Origin of the sequence: Herbaspirillum frisingense GSF30 (assembly GCF_000300975.2) — a bacterium.
Taxonomy (GTDB): domain Bacteria; phylum Pseudomonadota; class Gammaproteobacteria; order Burkholderiales; family Burkholderiaceae_D; genus Herbaspirillum; species Herbaspirillum frisingense.
Window position 1 is genome coordinate 19,803 of record NZ_AEEC02000042.1, and the last position, 20,217, is coordinate 40,019.

The window sequence follows — 20,217 nt, forward strand, 5'->3', positions numbered from 1 at the left end:
TTCTGTCTCCTGCCGCCGGTCTCAGACGTGATAGACGTCGATGACCTGGCGGATATAGTCGTTCTTCAGTGCGATCTTCTTGCGGGCGATGACGAAACCACCCGGGGCGCCCGCGCTCTTCCTGAGCGTGGCCAGCACCGTCCCGAAGAACTGGTCGGTGATCTTGTAGCGGTGCGACAGGGTGTGGAAGTTGTAGCGCACGTCCACGGCGTCATCCCGCTCGGCCAGGATTTCCACGTTGGCGATCATGTGGCTGGTGCGCGGCTCCGGCATGGAGGCGCTGGAACGCTCGGTCTTGATGCGGAACACGCGATCTTCCAGGCCTTCCCGGTTGGCGTAGTACATCAGCGAGATTTCGCGCTGCGGGTCCTGGGTCAGTTGGTCGTCGTCGTCCCAGGCCGGCATCCAGTACTCGACATCGGGGGCGTACAGTTCCAGCCAGGGTTCCCATTCGCGCTCATCCAGGTGGCGTGCCTCGCGATAGAGGAAGGCGCATACCGCGCCCAGTTCGACGGTGCTGCTCATGCTTGTGCTCCTTCCTGTGCCTCTTGCAGCGCGGCGCGCTCCTTGCCGACCGCCTTGCGCATCTGCTCGGTCCAGTAGTGGTGCTGGCAGACGAACAGGCCTTCATCCTCGCTGCGCTCGCCGCTCAGCTTGGGGTTCATGCCCATCTTGCGGGCGTTCTCGTCGGGGCCTTGCTTCCACAGCGGGGCGCCACGGCTCATGTCGTTCCAGCGCACGGTCGAACCGGCGTAACCGGCCTGGCAGGCGCGGAATTCTTCCAGGTCATCGGCGGTACCCATGCCGGAGACATTGAAGAAATCTTCATACTGGCGAATGCGCAGCCGACGGTCTTCATCACTCTCGCCCTTGGGGCCGAAGCAGAAGATGCTGATCTCGGTCTTGTCCACGCTGATCGGACGGGCCACGCGGATCTGCGTGCCGAACTGGTCCATCAGGAACACGTTGGGATACAGGCACAGGTTGCGGGTCTGGGCCACGATGGTGTCGGCGCGGGCCTGGCCGACGCGGGCGGCCAGTTCTTCGCGCTGGTTCCAGATCGGGCGTACTTCCGGGTTGAGGGTATTGGTCCACAACAGGATGTGCCCATTCTCGAAGCCATAGACACCGGCCACGGCCTTGCTCCAGTTGTTGGCATCGGTGGCCTTGGTGCCACCTTCCTTGCGGCGGCCCATGGTGGCCGCGTAGTTCCAGTGCACGGTGCTGACGTGATAGCCGTCGCAGCCGTTTTCCATCTGCATCTTCCAGTTGCCGTCGTAGATGTAGCTGGAGTTGCCACGCAGGACTTCCAGTCCGTTGGGCGCCTGGTCGACGATCTGGTCGATGATCACGCGGGTCTCGCCCAGGTACTCTTCCAGCGGCAGCACGTCCTCCGACAGGCTGCCGAAGAGGAAGCCCCGATAGCTCTGGAAGCGCGCCACCCGGGTCAGGTCGTGCGAGCCGTCCTTGTTGAAGGAGACCGGGTATTCGGTGGTCTTCTCGTCCTTCACCTTGAGCAGCTTGCCGCTGTTGCTGAAGGTCCAGCCGTGGAAGGGGCAGGTGAAGCTGCTCTTGTTGCCGTGCTTGCGACGGCACAGCATGGCACCCTTGTGGGCGCAGGCATTGATGACGGCGTTCAACTGGCCGGTCTTGTCGCGGGTGATGACCACCGGCTGACGACCGATCCAGGTGGTGTAGTAGTCGTTGATCTCGGGAATCTGGCTCTCGTGGGCCAGGTAGACCCAGTTCGATTCGAACAGGTGCTTCATCTCCAGCTCGAACAGCTCAGTGTTGGTGAAGATGTCACGACGGCAGCGGAAGATGCCATTGGCCGGGTCTTCCTGCAGGGCGCTGTCGAGCAGGCTGTCGACGGCTTGGTACTTGTCAGCGGCGGCGAGGGTGTTCATGGTGCGGTTTCTCCAGGGTGCAAGCCGCCCCCCGCGATGGTGGCCATCGCGGCTTCACTGCGGCGGGGGGTGGACGAAGTGGCGCCGAAGGGGCGCGTCAGGCCGCCAGACGCGGGCGATCGACGATCTGGTTGTCGGCGCCGTTGACCAGGGCAGTCAGCGAGATGTCGAAGACGATCTCGGCGAACGGCCCCTCCAGGCCCTCGGCCTTGATGCTGGCGGCATCGGTACGCTCGACCAGCGGCGGCACCAGGCCTTCGCGGGTGGCGTAGGCGAAGTCGTCATAGATCAGCGGATCGCCTTCGATGTTGATCTGCGTGGTCAGCTTGCGATGACCTTCGGCGGTGACGAAGAAGTGGATGTGCGCCGGACGGTTGCCGTGACGACCCAGTTCATTGAGCAGGCCCTGGGTGGGACCGGCCGGCGGGCAGCCGTAGGCGGCCGGCATGATGCTGCGGAATTTGTAGCGACCCTGGGCGTCGGTGATGATGGTGCGACGCATGTTGAACGGCTTTTGCTCGCCGGTCGGGTCGAAGTGCGAATAGAAGCCCTTGGTATTGGCATGCCAGACTTCGACCTGCACGCCCGGCAGCGGCTTGCCGTCGGCACCGTAGACGGTACCGTGCATGATGATGGTCTGGCCGGCCTGGTCACTGCCGTCATCCAGGCGGGCAAAGCCCTGCTCCACCGGAGCACCGGCGACGTAGAGCGGACCTTCGATGGTGCGCGGGGTACCGCCGGTGATGCCCAGGGCGGCATCTTCGGCATCCATGCGCATGTCCAGGAAGCGGTCCAGGCCCAGGCCCGGCGACAGCAGGCCGGCCTCGCTGGAGGCACCCAGGCGGTTGATGTAGGCCACGCCGGCCCAGTATTCGTCGGACGTGATTTCCAGGTCTTCGATGGTCTTGAACAGGTCCGAGAGAATGCGATGCACGATCTGCTTGGTGCGCGGGCTACCGCCTTCGGTGTCCAGGCCGCTGGCCAGACGCAGGAAATCTTGTACTTCGGGGGTGCTGAAAATCTTGGCTGCCATGGTTGAGTCTCCTATTGGATTTATCGATCGGGGAAAGTGATTTTTTTGTTTTATCCGACCAGTGCGGTCGGCCTCGCTGCTGTCACTGTGGTCACGGTAGCGCCTTGCCTGCGGTCGCGACGGAAGTATTGCACACGCTCTTCATCGAGCACGATGCCAAGGCCGGGGCCTTGCGGAATGGTGAGGTGGAAGTCCTGGTACTGCAGGGGCGTGGCCAGGATTTCCTCGGTCAGCAGCAGCGGCCCGAACAGTTCGGTCCCCCACTGCAGTTCGCGGAAGGTGGCGAAGGCGTGCGCCGAGGCGATGGTGCCGATGGCGCCCTCCAGCATGGTGCCGCCGTAGAGTTCGATGCCGGCGGCGTCGCCGATGGCGGCCACCTGCTGGGCGGCGCGCAGGCCACCGGATTGCTCGATCTTGATGGCAAAGACGTCGGCGCCGCCGATGCGCGCCAGAGCGAAGGCCGAGGCCGGGCCGGTCAGCGATTCATCGGCCATCACCGCGATGGCATGCTTGCCCTTCAGGCGCGCCAGCGCCTGGGGCGAGGCCACCGGTTGCTCCACCAGTTCGCAGCCAGCATCGACCAGGCCGGCCAGGCCGCGCTGGGCTTCCAGTTCGCTCCAGGCCATGTTCACATCCACCCGCACCGTACCGCGGTCACCCAGAGCCTTCTTGATGGCGGCGACGTGGGCGACGTCGGCGTCGACCTCGCGCCGGCCGATCTTGAGCTTGAAGATATTGTGGCGACGCTGGGCCAGCATGCGCTCGGCTTCGTCGATGTCCTTGGCGGTATCACCCGAGGCCAGGGTCCAGGCCACCGGCAGGCTGTCGCGGGCCGGTCCGCCCAGCAGCTGCGAGACCGGCAGGCCGGTGCGCTGGCCCAGGGCATCGAACAGCGCGGTCTCGATGGCGCACTTGGCGAAGCGGTTGTCCTGGATGGCCTTGTTCAGGCGTGCCATCAGGGCTGGAATGGCGCTGGCGTTGGCCCCCAGCAGCAGGGGTGCGAAATAGGTATCGATGGCCAGCTTCATGCCCTCGGGCGACTCCGCGCCGTAGGCCAGGCCGCCGATGGTGGTGCCCTCGCCCACACCGACACTGCCGTCGGAGCAATACAGGCGTACCAGCATCAGGGTCTGCCCGTTCATGGTCGCCATCGACAATTGATGGGGGCGGATGGTGGGCAGATCGACCAGGAAGGTCTCGACCCGCTCGATGCTCGCCGGGGCTGCCGAAGTGTGAAGGTGTTGTTGGGTGTCCATGGCTTGCATTGAACACCCGAAAGCCCTGCCATTGCCAACACCAAATACATCTAGTTTCATACCTTTTTTATATAGTTTTGCAGCGCACCCAAAGAAATCAAAGAATTAGACATCTTTTGTTCCCGTGCGATATGATTTTTGGCCATGGACATCAGACAACTGAAATACTTCGTCGCCGTCGCCAATACGCGCAACTTCACGCGGGCCTCGGAGCAGCTGCACATTGCGCAGCCCCCCTTGAGCCGCCAGATCCAGCTGCTGGAAGAAGAGCTGGGCGTGCAGCTGCTCCTGCGCAACAGCCGCCCGCTGCGCCTGACCGAGGCCGGCCGGGTGTTCTACGAGCAGGCGCTGCAGATCCTCAACCGCCTGGAGCAGCTGAAGAACGCCACCCAGCAGATCGGCCTGAACCAGCGCCAGACACTCTCCATCGGCTTCGTCGCCTCGACCCTCTACGGTGGCCTGCCGGTGCTGGTACGCAAGCTGCGCCAGCACTACCCGGAGGTGGATATCCAGTTGCTGGAACTGACCTCGATGCAGCAGTTCGCGGCCCTCAAGTCGGGGCGCATCGATATCGGCTTCGGCCGCATCCGCAGCAACGACGCCACGGTGGCGCGCATCGTCCTGCGCGAGGAAAAGCTGGTACTGGCGATCCCGCCCTCCTTCCCGCTGGCGGCCAGCCACCAGCGCGTGAGCCTGAAGGAAGTGCATGGCCAGAAGCTGATCGTCTATCCCAAGGAGCCGCGTCCCAGCTTTGCCGACCACATCCTGAGCCTGCTCAACGACCAGGACATCCACCCCGCCGAAGTGCACGAGGTGCGCGAAATCCAGACCGCCCTGGGCCTGGTGGCGGCGGAGTCGGGCCTGTGCCTGATCCCGGCCTCGGCGCGCCTGCGCAATGACCTGCATTACCGGCTGATCGACGACCCGCGTGCCACCTCGCCCATCATCCTGACCCACCGCATCAACGACAACGCCTGGTACATCGAGGCCGTCAAGCAATTGGTGGCGGACATGTACGCCGAGCGCCCGGCCTGGCTGGACATCGAGACCAGCTCCTTCCCGGCCACCGGCTTCCCGAATCCCGAGCGGCGCGATTGAGGGCCGTGGTGGTGCTGCTGTGGTGCTGTGGTACAGCTGTATGCGGGCTTCATTGATGCACTGCGCTGTCGTCCCAGGTTGACATCCTCACCGGCACACGCCTACACTCGGCTGTGCGAATAAAGGATTAATGTTCGTTAATCGAACATCTCATCTGAAGCTTCAGCCCTCGCCCCCACCATAATCACAACGCGATAACGGAGAAAACATCATGCTGTTCATGGTCCAAATGCAAGTCAACATCCCCGCCACCCTGGACAAGGCGGTCGCCGACCAGTTGAAGAAGGACGAGAAGGAGATGGCGCAGAAGCTGCAGCGCGAAGGCAAGTGGCGCGACCTGTGGCGGGTGGTGGGTCAGTATGCGAATGTGAGCATCTTCAATGTCTCCGGCAATGACGAGCTGCACAACATCCTCTCGGCGCTGCCGCTGTATCCCTTCATGAGCATCTCGGTCACCCCGCTGACCCAGCACCCCTCGGCGATCGCACAGATCGGCTGAGCCCCCCCTTCCCTGCTGACCACCATCGCGCGCCCCCGGTCTGATGCCGGCCGGCGCGTCAAGGATCGATCCATGCCATTCGCAACACTGAACGGAATCAAGCTGCACTATCAACTCGACGGCGATGCCTCGCTGCCGGTGCTGGTGTTTTCCAATTCGCTGGGGACTTCGCTGGCGATGTGGGAGCCGCAGATGGCCGAACTGAGCCAGCACTTCCGCGTGCTGCGCTACGACACCCGCGGCCACGGCCAGTCGGAGGTCACGCCCGGCCCCTATACCATCGCCCAGCTGGGGGGTGACGTCATCGCCCTGCTGGACCATCTGCAGATCACCCAGGCGCATTTCTGCGGCCTTTCCATGGGTGGCAGTACCTTCATGTGGCTGGCGGTGCATCATCCGGAGCGGGTCAACAAGCTCATCCTCTGCAATACCGGGGCCAAGATCGGCACCCCCGAGGCATGGAACAGCCGCATCGAGACCGTGCAGCGTGAAGGCCTGTCCGCCATTGCGGCGGCAGTGGTGTCACGCTGGCTGACGCCGGAGTATGCGGCCCAGCATCCGCAACAGGTACAAGCGCTGACCACGATGCTGTTGGCGACCCCGGCCGAAGGCTATGCCGGCGCCTGCGCGGCGGTGCGAGACAACGACCTGCGCGCGGCCATCGCCGGCATCACGGCCCCGACCCTGGTGATTGCCGGCAGCGGCGATGTGCCCACACCACCGGCCGATGGACAATTCATGCGCGCCACCATCCCGGGCGCGCTGTATGTGGAATTCGATGCCGCCCACATCTCCAACCAGCAGCAGCCCAAGGCCTTCACCCAGGCCGTGCTGCAGTTCCTGACGCAATAAGTCGCCGCGCCGTCCCCGGCCCCGCGACCCGGATGCTTCAGGCGCGGGCGCGCGGCGGCGGACGGCGCAACTCCAGTTGCGCCAGGGTATCGAGGTCGACCGGCTTGACCAGGTAATCGTCGACACCGGCGTCGTAGGCTTCGCGCTTGTCTTCATCGCTGCTGAAGCCCGAGCAGGCCAGCAGGTAGACGTTGCTGGTGGCCGGTTCGGCCCGCAGGGCGCGGATCAGGTCGTGACCGGTCATGTCCTTGAGCCCGATGTCCAGCAACACCGCGTCGGGAACCCATTCCTTGGCACGGGCGATGGCGCCCGTGCCGCTATAGACCGCCTGCACATCGTGGCCCAGCAACTCCATCAATTCCTTCATGGTGTCGGCGATGTCGATGTTGTCGTCCACCACCAGCACGCGCATGCCGGCACGCGGCGTGCCGTCGGTTGATGCTGCTGCGTTTGTGGTGCTTGTGCCATTCGCGGCATTCGTGGCAGTCGTCTCGGTCGTCGCATTTGCCGGATCGGAACCGCTGGCGGTCTTGTCCGGCATGGCCCGCGGCAGTTCGATGCGGAACACGCTGCCCTGGCCGATGCCGGCACTCTGCACGGTCAATTCGCCCCCATGCAGCTGGACCAGGCTGCGTGCCAGCGACAGCCCGATTCCCAGCCCATCCTGACGATCATGACCCAGCGCATTGGCCTGGGCGAACATGCCGAAGATATCGTCCAGCCGCTCGGCGGCGATGCCGATGCCTTCATCCCGGACCGTCAAGACCACCTTGTCGGCCTCAGCCTGCGCCGCCAGGTAGATATGACCGCCCTCCGGGCTGAACTTGGCGGCATTGTGCAGCAGGTTGATCAGCACCTGGGCCAGCCGGACCTCGTCACCGTCTACTGCCAGGCTGGCATCGGCCATGTCCAGGTGCAGCTGTTGACGCTTGCGCTCCATCAACTGCTGGGCCGATTCCAGCGCATTGTGGATGACCTCGGCCACCAGCGTGCGACGCAGCTGCAGCGCCAGCTTGTTGTGCGACAGGCGCGACACGTCCAGCAGGTCGTCCACCAGCCGCACCATGTGGTCGAGGTGATTGGAAATGGTGTTGCGGGCGCGCAGCTCCCAGTCCGGCGCATCCGGCGCCCGGGTGTTGAGAATGCCGATGGCATTGCGCATGGGTACCAGCGGATTTCGCAGCTCATGCGCCAGGATGGCCAGGAACTCGTCCTTGCGGCGGTCGATCTCGCGTAGCTCGTTCTCCACCTTGGCCAGGCGCAGCAGCGCATGCACGTTGGCCACCAGCTCGGCCGGTTCAATCGGTTCGAACAGGTAGTTGTCAGCGCCGCCTTCGAGGGCGCGGATCTTGTCGGCCAGTCCGATGTAGGAGGCCGAGGTCTGCAGCACCAGGCAGGAGGCGGTGGCCGGATCGGCCTTGAGGCGGGAGCAGACTTCCATGCCGTGGATGTCGGGCAGCTTCACGTCCAGCAGGATCAGCGCCGGTTTCAGCTCGCGTGCCAGCGCCAGTGCCTCGGTGCCGCTGGCAGCCTCCACCACGCGCAGCCCGGCCTTGGTCAGGATACGGGTGCGCGCATAACGGGCGGCGTCGGTATCGTCGACGTTGAGGATCAGTTGTTGAGGATGGCTCATGGCAGGCATGGGTAACATGGGTTTAGGCATTGACCTCGCCGAGGGCGATTTCGTTTCGATGCGGCGGCAATTCCACCAGCGAACGCAGTGCCGCCAGCAGCTCATCGCGTCCTACCGGCTTGAGGAAATAGGCGTCCGCGCCCAGTCCCATGGCCTTGCTCTTGTCGTCCACGTCGGAGGCGATGATGACCGGCACATCGCAACGCGAGGGGTCGTTCTTGAGCTGCACCAGCCAGTGCCAGGAATCCTTGCCGTCCAGCAGTATATCCAGCACCACGGCGCAGGGCTCGCCGTTGCGCCACAGGGCTTCGGCCTCGGCCACCGACGAGGCCGGCACCACGCGGAACTCCGACTGGTGCAGGTAGCGCTGGTACAGCAGACGCAATTCAGGCCGGTCTTCCACCACCAGCACCGGCAGGCTGGCGGCCGAGGGCTCGGGCCGCTCGTGCAAGGCCAGCGTTGGCCCATCGGGCAGCCCCCCGGTGCCGGCATGGATCACCGGGATCACCGCGCTGAAGGTCGAACCCTGGCCCTGCTGACTGGCCACCGCCACTTCACCGCCCAGCAGCATGGCCAGCTGGCGACAGAGCGGCAGGCCCAGGCCGGTGCCTTTGACGTGGCGTTGCAGGTGGTTTTCCACCTGCGAGAATTCTTCGAAGATGATGCCCAGATGCTGGGGCGGGATGCCGATGCCGGTATCGGTGACCGAGAAGCGCACCGTGCCGTCGCGCAACGGCTCGGCGGTCACCGTGATGCTGCCCTGCTCGGTGAACTTGATGGCATTGGAGACGAAGTTGCGCAGGATCTGCGAAAGCTTGCCCTCATCGGTGAACATCTCGCACTCGTCCGGGGCGACAAAACTCAGGCGTAGCCGGTCCGACACCAGCAGGGGGCGCAGCATGCCGCGCAAGGCGCTGAAGAGTTCGGCCACCTGGAAGCGACTGGGCTGGATCTCGACCTTGCCGGCCTCGATCTTGGCCAGGTCCAGCAGATCATTGACCAGTTCCGACAAGGCCCCGGCGCTGTCCAGGATGTAGCGCACCTGGCGTTCCTGCTCGGTACCGAGTTCGCCATCCACCCGATCCAGCAACAACTTGGCCAGCGCCCGGATGGAGGACAGCGGGGTGCGGAATTCATGGCTCATGTTGGAGAGGAAGCGCGACTTGGCCTCGTCGGCGCGGCGCAGGTGGTCGGCCTTTTCATCCAGCTCCGCATACAGCGCCACCACGCCGCGGTTGGTGTCTTCCAGTTCGCGGGTCAGTTGCAGCAACTCTTCCTGACGGCCCTTGAGCTCGGCCAGGGTGGCCAGCAATTCCTGGTTCTGCTGCTGGGTTTCGAACAGGGCCAGCCCGGCCGGTGCGGCCGCCAGCGCGCTGCCGATCTCACCGGCCACGCGCGGCGTGATCAACCGTGCCGCCGGCGGCAGCAGCTTGCGCATCAGCACCGTGGTGCCCTTGCCCGGTGCGGTCTCGATATCGAAGGCATCCATCAGCTTGCGCGCACCCGTCAGCCCCAGGCCCATGCCGGTATGGGACTGATAGCGCCCGGAGAGCACCAGCTCCAGGTCGGCAATGCCCGGCCCCTGGTCGCGCACGCACATGAGCAAGGTCTGCGGGGCGGTACTGCCTTCGATGGCGAACTCCACCTGACCGCGCCCGGCATAGCGGAAGGCATTGCGCGCCAGTTCCGAGATGCTGGTGGCGATGCGCACCTGGTCCTGCTGCGCGAAGCCACACAATTCGGCGATCTGGCGCGCGCGCTGGCGAGCGCCGACCACATCGATTTCATTGCCGATGGCCACGGTGAGCAAACGCAAGGTCATCCCGCCTCTCCCTGACGCAGGACCATGACGCTGACGTCGTCACGGCCACGATAGAAATCACGATACAGCAAGGCCGCAATCACGGCCGCGTGCGCCTGTTCCACGCCCGGATAGCCATCCAGCGACCAGCGGCTGGTCAACCCATCCGAATGGAGGATCAGCAGCATGCCATCCTCCCAGGGCGTCTCGAACTGCTGCACCTTGCGCAGGTTGTGGCCGACGATGCCATTGACCGAGACCAGATGACGGCGTTGACCGTCCAGGCTGGTACAGCAGGCGATATTGCCGACCCCGGCAAAGCGCACCTTGCCGGCCTGCACATCAATGCTTGCGACGGCCACCGCCGCGCCCCGCGTCTTCTGCAAGGCGGCGTGCATGGGCGGCACCAGTTCCGCAGGCGGTCGCACACGGCTGACTGCCGCCATGTCGGCCAGCACCTGTACGGCGCCCTCGGCGGCATCGGCGGCGGCGTCGCCATGGCCCAGGCCGTCGACCACCATCGACAAGAGCCCGTCATCCACGGTCGCCGCCCAGCCCGCGTCACCGCAGCGCTGCTCGCCCGCCAGCGGCAGGCAGACCAGGCCGCACTGCCACGGCTGGCGCGCCCCCGGTGCCTCCCACAGCACGGCGCGCAGGATCGTGCCGCGCTCGGGCCAGGAATAGAGGTCGAACTCATCGGACTGACGCCGGATCGCGCCCAGCCCCACGCCATAGGTGCCGGCGGTCGAACTGCCGTCGGTCATGGCGGCCCGGGCATCCCGCATGCCGGGGCCACTGTCGATGGCCAGCATCTCGATGCCACGTACCGCCGCACCCGCTGCGGTATTGCCCATGACGGAACGCAACAGGATTTCTCCATGCCCGGCATGCTTGAGAATATTGGTGGCCGCTTCGGTCAGCACCAGCGCCAGCCGGGCCGCCGGTTCCTGGGCAAAACCCAGTCGTCGTGCCAGGTCGGCCGCCGCCCGTCGCGCTGCTGCGACATCGACGGTTTCATTGACGGCGACGCATTCCTCGCTGCGCGAGGCCGTCAGAACAGTTTCCATTTGATGATGCTTACCTGGGTTCCCGCGCCCGGCGCGGTATCGATCTCGAATTCATCGGCCAGCCGCTTGGCGCCGGACAGTCCCAGCCCGAGGCCGCCGCCGGTGGTGTAGCCATCGGTGAGCGCCAGCCCGATATCGGCGATGCCCGGTCCCTGGTCGGCAAATACCAGTCGCAGGCCACGTCGGGTGCCGTTATTGAGCTCATCCACGCGGGCTTCGCCGCCACCGCCGTAGCGCAGGGTATTGCGCGCCAGTTCGCTGGCCGCCGTCACCATCTTGGTCTGCTCCACCAGCGAAAAGCCCAGTCGCACCAGATGGTCGCGCACCAGCTTGCGCAGGCGCACCACGTCTTCGTCGGTCTGCAGGGTCTGGGTCAGGAGTTGCTGTTCATCCACCGTGTACCTCGCACGGCATGTGGGGCGCGCCCATCAGTCGCTCTCCGACTCAAGCAGCTTGACGCCGCGTTCCACATTGAGGGCGGTACGCACGCCATCCAGTGTCAGTCCCAGCTCGACCAGGGTGATGGCCACGGCCGGCTGCATGCCTACCACCACGGTGCGGGCGTCCAGCACCCGCGCCATGGAGGCGGTATTGCTGATCATGCGACCGATGAAGGAATCCACCACGTCCAGCGCGGAGATGTCGATGAGCACGCCGCGCGCGCGGTCCTTGACGATGCGCTCGGTCAGGTCGTCCTGCAGCGCCATGGCCAGGCGATCGTGCATGTCGACCTGGATGGTCACCAGCAACAAGCGCCCCATGCGCAGGATAGGGATGCGTTCCATGGATTACTGCTCCGTATTCTGGACAGTAACCCGCGAGCCGGTCTTCTTGAGCGCGATCATGAAGGCATCGGCCAGAGTGGCCTTGGTGGTCACGTCTTCCAGGTTCACGCCCAGATGCACGATGGTCTGGGCGATCTGCGGACGGATGCCGCTGATGATGCAGTCCGCGCCCATCAGGCGGGCGGCAGCGATGGTCTTGAGCAGATGCTGGGCCACCAGCGTATCGACGGTGGGCACGCCGGTGATGTCGATGATGGCGATCATGGCGCCGGTCTCGACGATCTTCTGCAGCAGGCTTTCCATCACCACCTGGGTGCGCGCACTGTCGAGCGTGCCGATCAGCGGCAGCGCCAGCACGTTCTGCCACAGCTGCACCACCGGCGTGGACAGCTCAAGCAGTTCCTGCTGCTGACGCAGGATGACCTGCTCGCGCGCCTTCTGGTGCACTTCAATGGTGTACAGGCCCAGCTTGTCGAACAGCGAACTGGTGGCCGCGATCTCCTGCGCCAGCTGGGCCGGCTGCTCGCCCAGGATGCTGCGCAGATGGTCGAACAGCGGTTCCTTCAGGGCAAACACGAAGCTGGCGGTATCCAGCGAGGAAAAGCCCTGCAGCGCACGCGTACGCGACACTTCGCCCAGCAGGTGGCGCACATCGGCCCAGTCGTTGCCATCGGTGTCGCTGCCGGCCCCGCTTTCCAGGGTACGGGCCAGCAGGCTCAGGAACTGTTCGGCCTGGCGGCGGATTTCGAATTCACCGCTTTTTTCCTTGCGGCCCAGTTTGGACGTCAAGGTCGTGAGCCAGTTTTCCAGCAGGCTTTGCTGGTGCTGGTTGAGAATCACGGTCAGTTGCTGGGTGTGAGCGGAAGTCATGTTCTTTTTGTGTCCTGGACGGTCATACCTTCCGCTTCGCGTGGCTGGCGGAAGGCGCATTGGGAAAGGTACCGGGCGCCTGCAGTCCCCCTGGACGCACGGTCTGACCATTCTAGGTGACGCGGCTTTGAAGCTATGCAAGACAACACCTACAAGCCTTGTAGGAATCCATTACCCCCGCCTACTTCCTGCTGATTTTCTTGTGGACTGGAAATGCTGGCGCTTGCGCTAGCGCCGGGGCCTTTGGCAAGCTTGCCCGACGCTGTTTATAATGCCGCCCAAACCATAGGAGGAAAGCAGTTGGGTCAACGTGCAAACACGATGTCTTGTTACGAAGTGACGGGACATTCTTCGCCGTTCATGTTCAGGGTCTGGTGCGCCAACCGCGCCGACAGCTGGTTCGTCAGCGGCGTGGAAATCCGCCACCGCTCCATTGGGCAGCTCTTCCCCAAGCGCTCCCTGCCGGGCCTGTACGACTCCAAGCCCCTGGCACTGGCCCGCGGCATCCACTGGTGCGAATGCGTGGCCCATCAATTGCTGGAGGCCGAGGTACCGGAAGTGCCGTCGGGCCTGTTGCCTCCCGGACGGATAGTGCGCGAGTTGCGCTGATGCAGGGCGCCAATGCCGCGCCTGCTTTCACCTTACAACCAGGCTTCCTGCTCGGCCTTGCGTCCCTCGGTCTGCATCGCCTCGCACAGGGCGCGTAGCGAAGCCGGCAGCGAAGGGCGCGCCAGCAACACGCCCAGCAAGCGGCGATCATGTGCATTCAGCGGCCAGCGCTGGGTGGTGCTCTGCCATTGAGCGAGCCCCATCTGATAGGGCTCCCAGGCCAGGCCGGCCTGCTCCCATCGACTACCGACCGTGCAGGCAATGTCGACACCGGCCGGGTCGGCATCGGCACTGATCCACGCCGGCGCAGGTGCCAGTTGCAGCAAATGCGACACCGTCGCCAGCCAGGCCGACGAGGGACGCCCGGGCATCCACAGGAGTGCCACACCGGCCTGGCGTTGACGTGCCTGCAGTTCGAAGCTGGTACGGTTTTCGATCAGCCACCATTGCCGTGGCGCTGTGAGGGCATCGGCAACCAGCAGATCGTCCAGCGGCAGGCCGATGCAATGCAGCGGCGCCAGTTCCAGCCGGCGTCCTTGCCAGGAGAAGACCAGATCGCCGGAGAGCCACCCCACCTGGGCAAAACTGGCAATGCCCAATCGCTCGAGATCGAATAACGCATCCAGCCAGCGCCACTCGCTCGCGCTGAGCGACTTGGTCAGGTCGCGCGCATGGAGCGCAAAATTACGCCGCAATCCCTGCTGGCCACTGTCGTGCCAAGCCGCCAGCGCCCGCAGCAGGCCCAGGCGAGCTTCCAGCACATCGGCGCGCAGGGACTTGTCCTCTTCCAGTGCCTTGAGGGCGAGCGTCAGTTCATCCAGCAGGTCGGGGTCCAGCAAGGTTTGCTGGACATTGCCGCGTTCGTGCAGCCATTGCCAGGCTTGCTCCAGCATGGCTTGTCTCGCCTGCTTGCGTTGCTCGGCATGGATGATGCCCAACAAACCCTGCAGGCGGCGCAGATCGCGCCAGGCAATAGTCTTCCACAGCCAGTTACCGCCCTTGAGCTCCTCGCGCCGGCTGATCCAGCCCTCTTGCAGCAGACGTTGACACAGGCGTTCGGCACGTTCGATGCCCAACCCTACCGACTGTGCCTCCTTGAGCATGGCGTCACGGCTGCGGGAGCCGGCCTCGCCTCGCGCCCAGCGTTCCAGAGCGGCCCGCTCTTCCTTGTCCAGCAGCAGCAAGCTGTCTGGCACCGCATGGGCGGCGACCAGATCATGCTGATCGCGGCCATGCGGGGTCTCTAGCAGCGCACTCATGGTCCGGTGATTCAGGCATCCAGCCGCAGCCGCCGCTGCAACACCCCGATGGGCGGTGCCCAGCGGGCTTCACGCGGCTTCTTCGAGGTCACCAGCGTGATATCGGCCGGCTCGAAGACTTCGACGTTGTGCGTGATCGGCGTGGTCAGCACGTACTGGGCGCGGGTCGACTTGAGGAAGTTGCCGACCAGCTGGATGTTGCGCACATCCAGGTGGGCAAAGGGTTCGTCGATGAAGACGAAACCGCCCGGCATGTCGTCGTCCTTCAACAAGCCCACCAGCAGGATCAGCGACTTGATGACCTGCTGCCCGCCCGAGGCTTCGCCGTCGTTCAGGCCGATCTCGCCCTTGCCGTCGAAGTTGAAGCTGACCTTCAGTTCGGCCTGGCGCAGCACGGTATCGTCGTTGTCCAGATGCGGCAGGTCGGCGCTGACGATCACGCCGGCCAGCGCACCGAGATCGACGATGTTCTTGCGATAGCGCCGCACGGTGGCGCGCAGCACATCGATGTAGCGTTCGCGGGCATTGCCCACCGCTTCCTCGGCCTGGGCATTGCTGATCTTGCGCGAGTCCAGTTCGTTGCGCTGGTTGCCCACCGTGCCTTGCATGATGAGGTGCTTGTCTTCGACGGTGCCGTCCTTTTCCCACTGACCGCTGTCGAGCTCGGTTTCCACCGCCGCCATGCGCAGTTCGGCCTGCTTGGCGTTGCTGTATTTCTCGTACAGCGCCTGCACGGCGTCGGCGCCGATCCAGCGTTGCGGGAAGCGCCCCTTCTGCGCCCGCGAGGCCAGCGCGCGGGCGCGCTGCTCGTCGTGGCGGGTGCGCCAGTCGCGCTCCTGGCCGGCCAGGTCGCCTTCGGTGTCGCGCAGGCGGCGCTGCAGGCCCTGGTACTTGCCATCGATGATGGTGCGCTGTTCGATGGCGTCGGCATGCTGTGCATCCAGTTGCGTCCAGCGTTCGCTGGCGGCCACCCGGGCTGCGCGCAACGAGGGCAGCTGACGTCTGGCCTGCTCGAATTCTTCACTACGGCGCGCCAGTTCCTCGGCGGCCAGGTGGCCTTCGGTAGCTTTCTTGGCGGCCTCCAGCTGGCGCTTGACCTCGCTCTGCTTGAGCACGACATCGGTGAGCTGATCGTCCAGCGTGGCCAGGCGTTTCTGGATCGAGGCCTGGCGCGAGGCCATGGCGGCGGCGCCGAACTGATAGTCACCCGGGTCGCGCCAGACGCTGCGTCCGCCCCGACCGTCGCGCCAGTAGGCTTGCGGCGTGATCCATTCACCACCCAGGCGGGCACCCTCGACGGTATCGTCCACGCGGCGGATCTGCGCCAGCTGGCGCAGCAGCCAGGACGGCGCCTTGGCGGAGAAACGCAGCACCGCCAGTAGGCTGTCCGCCGCCGGCTGGGCCGGTGCGGTGGCGGCGTCCGACACCACGTAGTGACGATAGCGCTCGCGCTCGGCCAGGGCCATGGCGGCGGCTTCATCCTTGGGGTCGTCCAGTACCACCACCCAGCAGGAGGCGCGCAGCACCCCTTCGGCGGCGGCGCGCCAGTGGTCGTCGCCGATCTCGATGACATCGGCCAGGATGTGGTGCGCAATGCCGGCCTGGCGCAGGCTGCGGCTGAACTGCTGCACATCGCCCGGCTTGGGGGCCTGGCGCTGTCCGCTCAGGCGCTCCAGGGCGCCCTGGGCTTCCTTGCGCTGCTGTTCCAGGTCGCGCCAGCGGTCGTTCAATGCGCCCTTCTGCTGCTCCAGTTCTTCCACCCGTGACAGCAGTTGCACGGCATCGCCTTCCACTGCCGACAGGGCCAGCAGTTCATCGGCCTGCTTGACCAGTTCCTCGACCGGCTTTTCGGCATCGCGGGCCTTTTGCTGGGCCTGCTGGGCATCGGCCTTGTCGCGTTCCAGCGTGCTCACCTTTTCGCGGGCGGCCTGCTGTTGCGTCAGCAGTGCCGACAGCTGTAGCGCATCGCTGCTGCGCTGGCGACGCTGCTCGTTGTGATGCAGGCGCTGGCGATGCAATTCGCGCAGGCGGCCGGCTGTGGTCTGGCGCTCTTCATGCCAGCGCAGCACGGGGATCACTTCGGCGGCCAGGATTTCACGCTCGCGCAGCTTGCCCTGGTATTGCCGATACAGGGTCACGCGGCTGTCGAGCTGGGCCAGTTGCGCCTCGCTATAGGCCAGTTCCTGCTCAGCCAGGGTCACTTCCGCGGCGAGGTCGCGCTGGTGGCGACGGGCTTCTTCGTAGCGGTCCAGCACTTCCTGGTCACCGAAGACCTCGAACACCAGCCGCAGCAATTCCTTGGGCGAGAATTCGCACAGGCGGTCGGTCTGGCCCTGCTCCAGCGCCAGCACGCGGGCAATCGCGCGCGACAGCCCGGCACCTTCCAGACGCTTGCGCCAGTGGTCCAGGCCCAGCCAATCCTTCTCCGGCAGTTGCGCCAGGGTTTCGATGGCGACATCGCCATCACTCATGCAGTAGCGTCGTTGCCAGTCGCCACCGTTGCGCTCGATGCGGCAGGCCAGCGTGACCTGATCGGCATAGAGCAGGTTGCGGGCGAACGGACGGGTGGATGTCTGGCGGCCATGCGGACGGTTGTCCACCGTGGCGCGGAGCCAGGTGGTGTCGGCATTGGCGTGCCGGGCATAGGTCTTGTAGCTGCGCCCGCCCGAGCACTCCAGCCCGAGCAGGGTACGCATGGCGTCCAGCAGCGTGGTCTTGCCGGACCCATTGGGGCCGGCGATGGTGATGATGGAACCGTCCAGGGGCAGCGTCAGGCGCTGGCAATAGTCCCACTGCAGCAGTTCCAGCGATTGCAGGTGGAACATCAGAATTCTCCTTCTTCGTCTGCCGGTTTTAGCGGTGCCGGCTCGCTCTGGTCGGCGTCCGCCCCTGCGGCTTCCTCCCGGGCAGTGGCGCGGGCCAGCACTTCGCCCAGGGCGCCATCGAGAATGCGCGGCGCCAGGGCGTCGTAGTCCAGCAGCAGGTCCAGCAAGGGGCCTTCGGCGATGTCCACACCACGGCGCACAATGAAGCCGTGGGCTTCAAGGCGGCGCAGGTTGGTGTCCATACGTGTCTTCTTGCCGAGCTGGTTGCCGAAGTCGGCCAGCAGCGATTTGTAGGACACCACCGGGCTGACCTCGGCGGCGCTGGGCATGGGCTTGTCGGTCTGAAACATCTCGTCCTGCTGCTGACCGTCGTCACCGGCGGTACGCGCCGACTGGCGCTCGCGCTTGGGCAGCACGATCAGCGACCACAGCACCACCAGCAGCGAGATCGCATCGCGTGGCAGGTCGATGTTGTTGTTGGCATTCATGCCGGCTTCGCCAAAGACGGCGTACTCGGCCGGGCGCGCCAGCGCCACGCTGATGTGGTCGGCGTGGATGTTGTCCACCAGCCGCAGGCCCACCTGCGCCAGCCGGTCCTGCAGCGCCTGCCACAGGTCGGCATCGATCAGGGCGCGGCGCACGCGCGGATGCTTGCGCGGCAGCCAGCGGCGGGCCAGCAGTTCGGCGGCCAGCAGGCCGGCCTCGTCTAGGGTCTCACTCATTCGGTCTTTCCCGGGATGGATCTGGATGGATGGCGCCGCCACTGATGGCGGCGACATCCGGGTCATCGATTTTCTCGACCAGCGGCAGGAAGCCGGCCTGCCATGGCAGGCGCGCCAGGTCGCCGGTCTGGCCCTGCAGGGTCTGCGCCTGGCGGTCGCCCAATAGCGGCAGCAACTGCAGGCGATAGGCGGCCTTGCCGAAGCTGCCGCCCAGTACCACGGTGGACAGCGGCAACGACTGCGGCTGGCCCTCGTCGCCCTCTTCCGGCATGGCGCCCAGCCGGCCCAGCTGGGCGATCAGGTCACCCAGTTCGACCGGCATGCGCAGCGCTTCGATCTTGCCCTCCACCGCCTGGGCGGGGGGCGGCAGGCCTTGCGAGCGTTGCGCGTCGGGGCGGTCGCGTTCGAACTCGCCCTCGGCCACGTCCAGCAATTCGTGGCCGCTGACGAAGACCGGCTTGACGCCCATGGACAGCGCCTCCCCCATCAGGGAGGACAGATCGGGATGGCTCTGCAGCCAGCGCCGCACGTCCGAACTGGTCACGCCGGTGCTGCCGAGCGTGACGCGCTGGCGGTCAGCCTGTTGCAGGGCGCGGGTGAACTGGCTGGCCATGGTCAGTAGACGGGCCTGGCCATTGCCCAGGGCGCGGGCTTCGCGCTCCAGGCGGGCGTCGGCATGTTCGCTGCGGATCAGGGCGGTCAGGGCTTCGCCGGCGCGGTTGACCAGCTTCAGGGCACGTTCGAAACGCGGCTGGGCTTCGCGCAGCAGGGCTTCGGAGCCACTTTCGATGGCATCGGCGAACTGGTCGTGCAGGCGCGCCAGCTGGGCATGCAGGTGGCGGATCTGGCTGGCGTCGGACAGGCCCAGGGCCTGAGCCCCGGCCACCTGCGAGAGCAGCGCGGCCATCTCATCGTCCTCGCCGACGGCGCGCGTGAGCGGTGCCAGCAGGGCTTGCACCTGCTGGGCGATGGGCGAGAGCTGGTAATCCTGGTCGGTGGCATCCCAGACCAGCAGGCCCAGGTCGCGCAGGCGCTTGAGCGCGGCGTCCATGGCCTCGGGTTTCAGGGCGTAGAACAGCTGGTTCAGGTCCTCGCGCTGCAGCCGCCCTTGCGGCTGGGCCGCCAGTTCCAGGAACACCCAGATGCGCAGGCGTGCCGCCGCCTGGCCACCGGAGACCAGCCCGCGCAGGGCGTCCAGCACATCCAGCCGCTGGCCCAGGCCCCAGGCCAGGGGCGCTTCGGCGGCCTGGGTGGGATCGCGGAAATAGCTCTCGAAGGAGCCTGATTCATGCTCGTCCGCAAGGGGAGCGGGGTCGAATTCTTCTGTCAATTTGTCGTGGAGGTTGGCCAGGACCATGCCTGGAACCCGCCCTGCACAGTGGGCGGATCGGCAAGTTTAGCAGGCCCGGGGGTTGGCCTCCAGCAAAGCGGGTGGGAGAGCGGTGGAAGCGAGGAATAGATTATTGCTTACGAACAACAAACCACCTTGTCATTCACCGCCCCAGCCTGATCGCCTCATACGGCGTCTGCAGATCGCGCTCGGGGATTTCCCATACCACCAGCTTGGGCGGGGTCTGGGTGAAGGCAGGGTTGGAGAAATACTCGTTGGCGCTGCCGGAGAATTTGCCGCCATCCTTGGCGAAGCTGCCGATCTTGGCACCCAGCGCCTGCTGCAGGAAGCCCACAAAGTTGGAATTGCGCGAAAACGAGGTGCCGATCAAGGCCACATTGGGCAGCTGCTGGTCACCCAGCAGGTCGTCCAGGTCGTCGCCTCCCTTGGTGGCTTCGGCCGGTGCAGTCGGTGCAGGCCCCGCTGCTGCCACTTCCTTGAATTCGGTGGCCGCGACCTCTTCCGACTGGGGTTGCCAGCGCAGTGGCAGCCAGTCCAGGCCGGCCAGGTGGACCAGGTCGCCGGGGCGGCGCGCCAGCGGGCCGGGCTGGGCCTGATAGGCCTGCGCCGGCGTGGGCTGCAGGCCGGCGGCACGCACCTGCGCGGCAATC

The 20,217-nt window shown here is 65.5% G+C and carries 19 protein-coding genes; 4 read left to right on the forward strand and 15 right to left on the reverse strand.

Annotation, left to right across the window (positions count from 1 at the left end; genetic code table 11):
* Positions 1 to 21 precede the first annotated feature (21 nt).
* The 4 genes from benB to HFRIS_RS21305 form a co-directional block, all read right to left on the reverse strand.
* Positions 22 to 525 carry a benzoate 1,2-dioxygenase small subunit gene (benB, locus tag HFRIS_RS21290; RefSeq protein ID WP_006465074.1) on the reverse strand — a complete coding sequence of 168 codons (504 nt, stop codon included), beginning with the start codon at positions 523 to 525 and terminating at the stop codon, positions 22 to 24.
* On the reverse strand, positions 522 to 1,907 hold the full coding sequence (locus HFRIS_RS21295; RefSeq protein WP_006465075.1) for a Rieske 2Fe-2S domain-containing protein: 1,386 nt from the start codon (positions 1,905 to 1,907) through the stop codon (positions 522 to 524). The genes benB and HFRIS_RS21295 overlap by 4 nt, the downstream gene beginning before the upstream one ends.
* A gap of 97 nt (positions 1,908 to 2,004) precedes the next feature.
* Positions 2,005 to 2,940, reverse strand: a complete 936-nt coding sequence (gene catA / locus HFRIS_RS21300) for a catechol 1,2-dioxygenase (RefSeq protein WP_006465076.1) — start codon at positions 2,938 to 2,940, stop codon at positions 2,005 to 2,007.
* Positions 2,941 to 2,990: 50 nt separating this feature from the next.
* On the reverse strand, positions 2,991 to 4,196 hold the full coding sequence (locus HFRIS_RS21305; protein WP_039876832.1) for a muconate/chloromuconate family cycloisomerase: 1,206 nt from the start codon (positions 4,194 to 4,196) through the stop codon (positions 2,991 to 2,993).
* A 144-nt stretch (positions 4,197 to 4,340) separates the two neighbouring features.
* Here HFRIS_RS21305 and HFRIS_RS21310 point away from each other — a divergent pair, with 144 nt between their 5' ends.
* From HFRIS_RS21310 to pcaD, 3 genes are all read left to right on the forward strand, one after another.
* Complete coding sequence (locus HFRIS_RS21310) at positions 4,341 to 5,294, forward strand: LysR family transcriptional regulator (protein WP_006465078.1); 954 nt, start codon at positions 4,341 to 4,343, stop codon at positions 5,292 to 5,294.
* A 211-nt stretch (positions 5,295 to 5,505) separates the two neighbouring features.
* The gene (gene catC / locus HFRIS_RS21315; RefSeq protein WP_006465079.1) at positions 5,506 to 5,793 is read left to right on the forward strand and encodes a muconolactone Delta-isomerase; all 288 of its coding nucleotides are present in this window, start codon (positions 5,506 to 5,508) and stop codon (positions 5,791 to 5,793) included.
* 72 nt (positions 5,794 to 5,865) lie between these two features.
* Positions 5,866 to 6,645 carry a 3-oxoadipate enol-lactonase gene (pcaD, locus tag HFRIS_RS21320; protein ID WP_006465080.1) on the forward strand — a complete coding sequence of 260 codons (780 nt, stop codon included), beginning with the start codon at positions 5,866 to 5,868 and terminating at the stop codon, positions 6,643 to 6,645.
* Positions 6,646 to 6,682: 37 nt separating this feature from the next.
* On the opposite strand, the gene HFRIS_RS21325 is transcribed toward pcaD, so the two are convergent.
* The 6 genes from HFRIS_RS21325 to HFRIS_RS21350 are packed head-to-tail and all read right to left on the reverse strand — an operon-like array spanning position 6,683 to position 12,801.
* Complete coding sequence (locus tag HFRIS_RS21325) at positions 6,683 to 8,278, reverse strand: hybrid sensor histidine kinase/response regulator (protein ID WP_039876835.1); 1,596 nt, start codon at positions 8,276 to 8,278, stop codon at positions 6,683 to 6,685.
* 22 nt (positions 8,279 to 8,300) lie between these two features.
* Positions 8,301 to 10,100 carry an ATP-binding protein gene (locus HFRIS_RS21330; protein WP_006465082.1) on the reverse strand — a complete coding sequence of 600 codons (1,800 nt, stop codon included), beginning with the start codon at positions 10,098 to 10,100 and terminating at the stop codon, positions 8,301 to 8,303.
* Positions 10,097 to 11,146 (reverse strand): ATP-binding protein, encoded by a 1,050-nt coding sequence (locus HFRIS_RS21335; RefSeq protein WP_006465083.1) that lies wholly within the window; start codon positions 11,144 to 11,146, stop codon positions 10,097 to 10,099. Before HFRIS_RS21335 ends, HFRIS_RS21330 begins: the two co-directional genes overlap by 4 nt.
* Positions 11,131 to 11,541 carry an ATP-binding protein gene (locus HFRIS_RS21340; protein ID WP_006465084.1) on the reverse strand — a complete coding sequence of 137 codons (411 nt, stop codon included), beginning with the start codon at positions 11,539 to 11,541 and terminating at the stop codon, positions 11,131 to 11,133. Before HFRIS_RS21340 ends, HFRIS_RS21335 begins: the two co-directional genes overlap by 16 nt.
* A 33-nt stretch (positions 11,542 to 11,574) precedes the next feature.
* Complete coding sequence (locus HFRIS_RS21345; protein WP_006465085.1) at positions 11,575 to 11,931, reverse strand: STAS domain-containing protein; 357 nt, start codon at positions 11,929 to 11,931, stop codon at positions 11,575 to 11,577.
* Between the two features lie 3 nt (positions 11,932 to 11,934).
* Positions 11,935 to 12,801 (reverse strand): STAS domain-containing protein, encoded by an 867-nt coding sequence (locus HFRIS_RS21350; protein ID WP_006465086.1) that lies wholly within the window; start codon positions 12,799 to 12,801, stop codon positions 11,935 to 11,937.
* A 321-nt stretch (positions 12,802 to 13,122) separates the two neighbouring features.
* On the opposite strand from HFRIS_RS21350, the gene HFRIS_RS25615 reads away from it, so the two are divergent.
* Positions 13,123 to 13,410, forward strand: coding sequence for a hypothetical protein (locus HFRIS_RS25615; RefSeq protein WP_039876822.1), 288 nt, complete (start codon positions 13,123 to 13,125; stop codon positions 13,408 to 13,410).
* 32 nt (positions 13,411 to 13,442) lie between these two features.
* Here the strand turns inward: HFRIS_RS25615 and HFRIS_RS21360 are convergent, their stop codons facing one another.
* The 5 genes from HFRIS_RS21360 to HFRIS_RS21380 all read right to left on the reverse strand — a co-directional run.
* On the reverse strand, positions 13,443 to 14,669 hold the full coding sequence (locus HFRIS_RS21360) for a DUF2399 domain-containing protein (protein WP_006465088.1): 1,227 nt from the start codon (positions 14,667 to 14,669) through the stop codon (positions 13,443 to 13,445).
* 11 nt (positions 14,670 to 14,680) lie between these two features.
* Complete coding sequence (locus HFRIS_RS21365) at positions 14,681 to 17,494, reverse strand: ATP-binding protein (RefSeq protein WP_006465089.1); 2,814 nt, start codon at positions 17,492 to 17,494, stop codon at positions 14,681 to 14,683.
* Positions 17,494 to 18,216 (reverse strand): DUF4194 domain-containing protein, encoded by a 723-nt coding sequence (locus HFRIS_RS21370; RefSeq protein ID WP_006465090.1) that lies wholly within the window; start codon positions 18,214 to 18,216, stop codon positions 17,494 to 17,496. Before HFRIS_RS21370 ends, HFRIS_RS21365 begins: the two co-directional genes overlap by 1 nt.
* On the reverse strand, positions 18,209 to 19,573 hold the full coding sequence (locus tag HFRIS_RS21375) for a hypothetical protein (protein ID WP_006465091.1): 1,365 nt from the start codon (positions 19,571 to 19,573) through the stop codon (positions 18,209 to 18,211). Before HFRIS_RS21375 ends, HFRIS_RS21370 begins: the two co-directional genes overlap by 8 nt.
* Before the next feature lie 136 nt (positions 19,574 to 19,709).
* The coding region (locus HFRIS_RS21380; RefSeq protein ID WP_039876824.1) for an alginate O-acetyltransferase AlgX-related protein at positions 19,710 to 20,217 on the reverse strand (508 nt) is incomplete at its 5' end.